Origin of the sequence: Micromonospora phytophila (genome assembly GCF_023656545.1) — a bacterium.
GTDB classification, from domain to species: Bacteria; Actinomycetota; Actinomycetes; order Mycobacteriales; family Micromonosporaceae; genus Micromonospora; species Micromonospora phytophila.
Window position 1 is genome coordinate 1 of the sequence record NZ_JAMOKF010000389.1, and the last position, 4501, is coordinate 4501.

General features: G+C 73.5%; 6 protein-coding genes. 5 read left to right on the forward strand and 1 reads right to left on the reverse strand.

Going from position 1 to position 4501, the window contains the following annotated elements; genetic code table 11:
* Positions 1-1262 (forward strand): aldehyde dehydrogenase family protein (locus NCC78_RS27960; RefSeq protein WP_250798242.1); only part of this gene is annotated, 1262 nt, incomplete at its 5' end.
* A 64-nt stretch (positions 1263-1326) separates the two neighbouring features.
* On the opposite strand, the gene NCC78_RS27965 is transcribed toward NCC78_RS27960, so the two are convergent.
* Entirely contained in the window at positions 1327-1728 is a 402-nt protein-coding gene (locus NCC78_RS27965) for a ChaB family protein (RefSeq protein WP_250798251.1), read from the reverse strand.
* Positions 1729-1902: 174 nt separating this feature from the next.
* On the opposite strand from NCC78_RS27965, the gene NCC78_RS27970 reads away from it, so the two are divergent.
* The 4 genes from NCC78_RS27970 (at position 1903) to NCC78_RS27985 (ending at position 4322) form a co-directional block, all read left to right on the forward strand.
* Positions 1903-2883 (forward strand): YihY/virulence factor BrkB family protein, encoded by a 981-nt coding sequence (locus NCC78_RS27970; RefSeq protein WP_250798243.1) that lies wholly within the window; start codon positions 1903-1905, stop codon positions 2881-2883.
* Between the two features lie 46 nt (positions 2884-2929).
* On the forward strand, positions 2930-3346 hold the full coding sequence (locus NCC78_RS27975) for a DUF2795 domain-containing protein (RefSeq protein WP_250798245.1): 417 nt from the start codon (positions 2930-2932) through the stop codon (positions 3344-3346).
* Between the two features lie 52 nt (positions 3347-3398).
* The gene (locus tag NCC78_RS27980; protein ID WP_250798247.1) at positions 3399-3860 is read left to right on the forward strand and encodes an SRPBCC family protein; all 462 of its coding nucleotides are present in this window, start codon (positions 3399-3401) and stop codon (positions 3858-3860) included.
* Between the two features lie 201 nt (positions 3861-4061).
* On the forward strand, positions 4062-4322 hold the full coding sequence (locus NCC78_RS27985; RefSeq protein ID WP_250798249.1) for a hypothetical protein: 261 nt from the start codon (positions 4062-4064) through the stop codon (positions 4320-4322).
* Positions 4323-4501 lie beyond the last annotated feature (179 nt).

A 4501-nucleotide genomic window follows, 5' to 3' on the forward strand; every position in this document is an offset into this window, starting at 1 on the left:
CGGCGACGTCCCCGGCGGACCGGGCGGCGGCGCTGCACCGGGCCGCGGACGCGGTGGCGGCCGCGGCGGACGAGCTGGCCCGGGCGACGACGGCCGAGATGGGCAAGCCCCTCGCGGACGCGCGCGGCGGCGTCGAGGCGGGGATCGGCACGCTGCGACAGTACGCGGAACTCGCCCCGGTGCGCGGCGGCCGGACCCTGCACGGCGGCACCAACGCGATCGACTTCATGACCCCGCAGCCGCGGGGCGTGGTCGCCGCGATCACCCCGTGGAACGACCCGGTGGCGGTCTCGTGCGGGCTGCTCGGCGCGGCCCTGGTCACCGGCAACGTGGTGCTCTACAAGCCCAGCGAGCGCACGCCGGCGACCGGTTGGCTGCTGGCCAGGGCGCTGGACGAGGCGCTGCCGCCGGGGGTGCTGTCGCTGCTGACCGGAGGCGCGGAGGTCGGCGCGGCGCTGGCGGCGCAGGAGGTGGACGTGGTGGCCCACGTCGGGTCCACCGCCACCGGGCGGGCCATCGCCGCCGCCGCCGCGCGCACCGGCGCGAAGGTGCTGCTGGAGAACGGCGGCAGCGACCCGCTGATCGTCGACGGCGACGTCGACCCGGTCTGGGCGGCCGGGCAGGCCGCCGTCGGCGCGTTCGCCAACGCGGGGCAGATCTGCGTGGCGGTGGAGCGGATCTACGTGCACCGGGACGTGGCCGAGGACTTCGTCGACGCGCTGGTGGCCCGGGCCGACGGGCTGCGGGTCGGCCGGGGCGACGACCCGGAGACCGAACTGGGCCCGCTGGTGGACCGCCGGCACCGCGACCACGTGCACGGACAGGTCACCGCCGCGGTGGCCGAGGGGGCGCGGATCCGCACCGGTGGGACGCTGCCCGACGGGCCGGGGGCCTTCTACCCGGCGACCGTGGTCGCCGACTGCCGCCACGACATGCCGCTGGTGCGCGAGGAGACGTTCGGGCCGGTGGCCGCGGTGGTCGTGGTCGACTCGTTCTCCGAGGCACTGCGCTGCGCCGCCGACTCGCCGTACGGCTTGGCCGCGACGGTGCTCACCGGGTCGATGAGCCACGCACAGCGCGCCTGGCGGGAGCTGCCGGTGGGCACGGTGAAGGTCAACGCGGTCTTCGGCGGGGCGCCGGGCGGTGCCGCGCATCCGCGCCGCGGCAGCGGCCAGGGCTTCGGGTACGGCCCGGAACTGCTGGACGAGTTCACCGCCACCAAGGCGGTGCACATCGAGGCCCCGGGCGGCGGCCACTGGTAGCCCACGCGGAAGGGGCCGTCCCCGGTGGGGACGGCCCCTTCCGTCGCGTACGCCCGATGCGGCGTCAGTCGCCGCGGGCCTTGCGGGTCTCCCGGTCGTTGGCCTTCTCGATCGCCTTGACCAGTTCGGGCTTGGTCATGCTGGACCGGCCGGGGACGTCGAGCTTGCGCGCCACCCCCATCAGGTGGTCCTTCGTCGCGTTGGCGTCCACGCCGCTCGCCGTGGGTGCCCGCCGCTCCGGACCGCCGCCGGCCGCCTGCCGGTCGCTCGGGCCCTTGCGGCCCTTGGGCTCCCAGTGGTCGCCCACCTTTTCGAACTCGTGCTTGACCGCCGCGAAGGCGGTGCGGTGCGACCGCTCCCCCTCGCCGTAGGTCTCCACGGCCGAGTCGTGCGTCTTCTCCCAGGTGCGCTGCGCCTTATCCGGGGAGCGCCGCAGCGTGCTGGGCATGTCCTCGCGCCCGGGCATCTCGTCCTCCTCCGCGTCCAAGGGTTCTGCTTGACCGTTCCCCCGGGCCGGGCCGGCAAACCGGGGTGCGGGCGGGCGGGCCGGGTTTGTCGATTTTCGGCTCCGGGTACCGGCGGGGCCAGGCCGAGCCGGATGCACCGGACATTCCGGCGGCCGGGGCACAGGGAGCGGTCCATGACGACGACGGAGTCCGGCGCGGCGCTCGCCGGCGAGCAGCGGCCGCGGATTCCCCGCCGGGTACGGCAACTGAGCTGGCCGACGTGGCGCGGGGTGCTGGTCCGCAGTGCGCAGAACTTCGTCAAGGACAACTGCGCGGACTGGGCGGCCGCGCTGACCTACTACGGCGTGCTGGCGCTCTTTCCGTCCACCATCGTGGTGGTCGCCCTGGTCGGGCTGGTCTCCAACGGCGAGCAGACCGTGGACCTGGTCCTGGACCTGGCCCGGGACGTGGGGGCCGGGTCGGTGGTGGCCAACGAGGGTTTCGTGAGCGTTGTGCGGGGCGTGGTGGACCAGAACACCTCGGCCAGCGTGCTGCTGAGCTTCGGTCTGCTCGGCGCGCTCTGGTCGGCCTCCGGCTTCATCGGGGCGTTCACCCGGGCCTCCAACGCCGTCTACGGGGTGCAGGAGGGGCGACCGTTCTGGAAGCTGCGCCCGCTGCAGATCGGCCTCGCGGCGGTCACCCTGATCCTGCTCGCGATCGTCGCCACCGGGCTGATCGTCAGCGGCCCGGTGACCGACGCGGTGGGTGACCTGATCAACGCCGGCGGCCTGGCGCGCACGGTGTGGAGCGTCGCCAAGTGGCCGGTGCTCGCCATGATCATGATGGTGCTGCTGAGTCTGTTGTTCTGGATCGCGCCCAACGTGCGGCAGCCGCGCTTCCGCTGGCTCACCCCGGGCGGGGCGGTCGCCCTGCTCTCCTGGGCGCTCGCCTCCTTCGGCTTCGGCCTGTACGTCGCCAACTTCGGCTCGTACGACGCCACCTACGGCAGCCTCGGCGCGGTGATCGCGTTCCTGGTCTGGCTCTACCTGTCCAATTCGGCGCTGATGCTCGGCGTGCAGATCAACGCCGAGTTGCAGCGCGGCCGGCGGCTCCAGGCCGGTGAGCCGGACCCGGACGAACCGGTCCTGGCCCCCAAGACGCCGGCCGGTTCGTGACGGCTTGCCGGGTTTACCGCCGGTGCCACCGGGTAGCGCACAAGGCATGGAACGTGGCAGCAGCAAGCACGGGCCGAGGCTCGACGAGCAGATGAGCCAGGAGGTCAGCGGCCTCCTGCAGGGGCCGGGGACCGGCGGCTCACGGGTCGAGGAGTCCCGGGTGCCGGAACCGGCGGGCGAGGACCAGCCGGAAACGACGACGGCCCCGGCCGGTGAACTGCGGACCGGCGCGCCCAAGGGAATGAGTTCCCAGGATGTCGAGCGCCGCAGCCGGCTCGGGCGGTTCATCACGATGAGCGCCCTGCCCGGTGACCGCGAGACGCTGATCGCCAACGCGCGGGACAACGACGCGCCCGACGACATCATCGCCGACCTGGGGACCCTGCCGGAAGGCATCCGCTACCAGACGGTCTCCGAGGTGTGGGCGGCGCTCGGCAACAAGAACGAGACGACCCGCTGGTGACCGGATCACCGCACGATCCGGGCCGATGCCGGCGGACAGAGGAGGATGCCTCATGAGTGGCGTTACCGAACACGTGGACGTTTCCGTCCCGGTGCGCACCGCGTACGACCAGTGGACCCAGTTCGAGGAGTTCCCCCACTTCATGGAGGGGGTGCAGGAGGTCCGGCAGCTCTCCGACACGATGACCCACTGGACCGTCGAGATCGCCGGGGTGAAGCGCGAGTTCGACGCCGAGATCACCGAGCAGCTTCCCGACGAGCGGGTCGCCTGGCACTCCACCGGCGGCACCCAGCACGCCGGCGTGGTCACCTTCCACCGGCTCGACGAGAACACCAGCCGGGTCACGCTCCAGCTGGAGTTCGAGCCGCACGGTGTGGTCGAGCAGGCCGCCGACAAGCTGGGCATCGTCGATCGGCGCGCCAAGGGCGACCTGGAGCGGTTCAAGCAGTTCATCGAGCGGCGCGGTCTGGAGACCGGCGCCTGGCGCGGCAAGGTCGACCGCCCGCAGCCCTGACCCCCCTCCCCGGGCACCAACTCCGATGGCCGCCGGCCCCGCCGGCGGCCATCCCCACCCCACCCACCCCCCTCACCCCGTCGATCATGAGGTTGGCGGCCATCTCGATCTCCGAAACACCCGCCAACCTCATGATCGACGCGGGGCGGCCCGGGCGGCGGGGTTCGTTTGCGGAGATCGGGGTCGGGTACGGCGACAGGTATGAGTGACAAGAGCAAGGCGTGGCGGAACGAGGAACGGACTCCGCTGGAGGAACTGGACCGGGCCGTCGCCCGGTCGACCCTCGACGGGCAGACCGACGACGTGACGGGCAACGACGCCGGCGAGGAGGCCGCGTTCGGGCACGGGCCGGCTGCGGTGGACCGTGGCGGGCAGGCCGCCGGGGCGGGCCGGGAGCCGACTGATCCGGACCGCGCCTACCGCCCCTCGACGACGGGACGTACCGGCCCCGACACCACGTGAGGCCGACGGCCGCTCCGTCCGCGGCGCCCTCGGCCGCCCGGACCGACGCCCACCCCGGCCGGTCGGGCCATCCCGAATCAGCGAAGACCTGGACGGCCAGGCCAGCGCGAACCCGCCGCCACCCGGCCGACCAGGCCAGCCAGCGGCGGCGGGCGGGATCAGCCGGCGACCGGACCACT

Bases quoted from the DNA above. Each gene is read 5' to 3' on its own strand.
- NCC78_RS27965 (WP_250798251.1), bottom strand. From the start codon at position 1,728: ATGCCCGGGCGCGAGGACATGCCCAGCACGCTGCGGCGCTCCCCGGAT.
- NCC78_RS27970 (WP_250798243.1), top strand. From the start codon at position 1,903: ATGACGACGACGGAGTCCGGCGCGGCGCTCGCCGGCGAGCAGCGGCCG.
- NCC78_RS27975 (WP_250798245.1), top strand. From the start codon at position 2,930: ATGGAACGTGGCAGCAGCAAGCACGGGCCGAGGCTCGACGAGCAGATG.
- NCC78_RS27980 (WP_250798247.1), top strand. From the start codon at position 3,399: ATGAGTGGCGTTACCGAACACGTGGACGTTTCCGTCCCGGTGCGCACC.
- NCC78_RS27985 (WP_250798249.1), top strand. From the start codon at position 4,062: ATGAGTGACAAGAGCAAGGCGTGGCGGAACGAGGAACGGACTCCGCTG.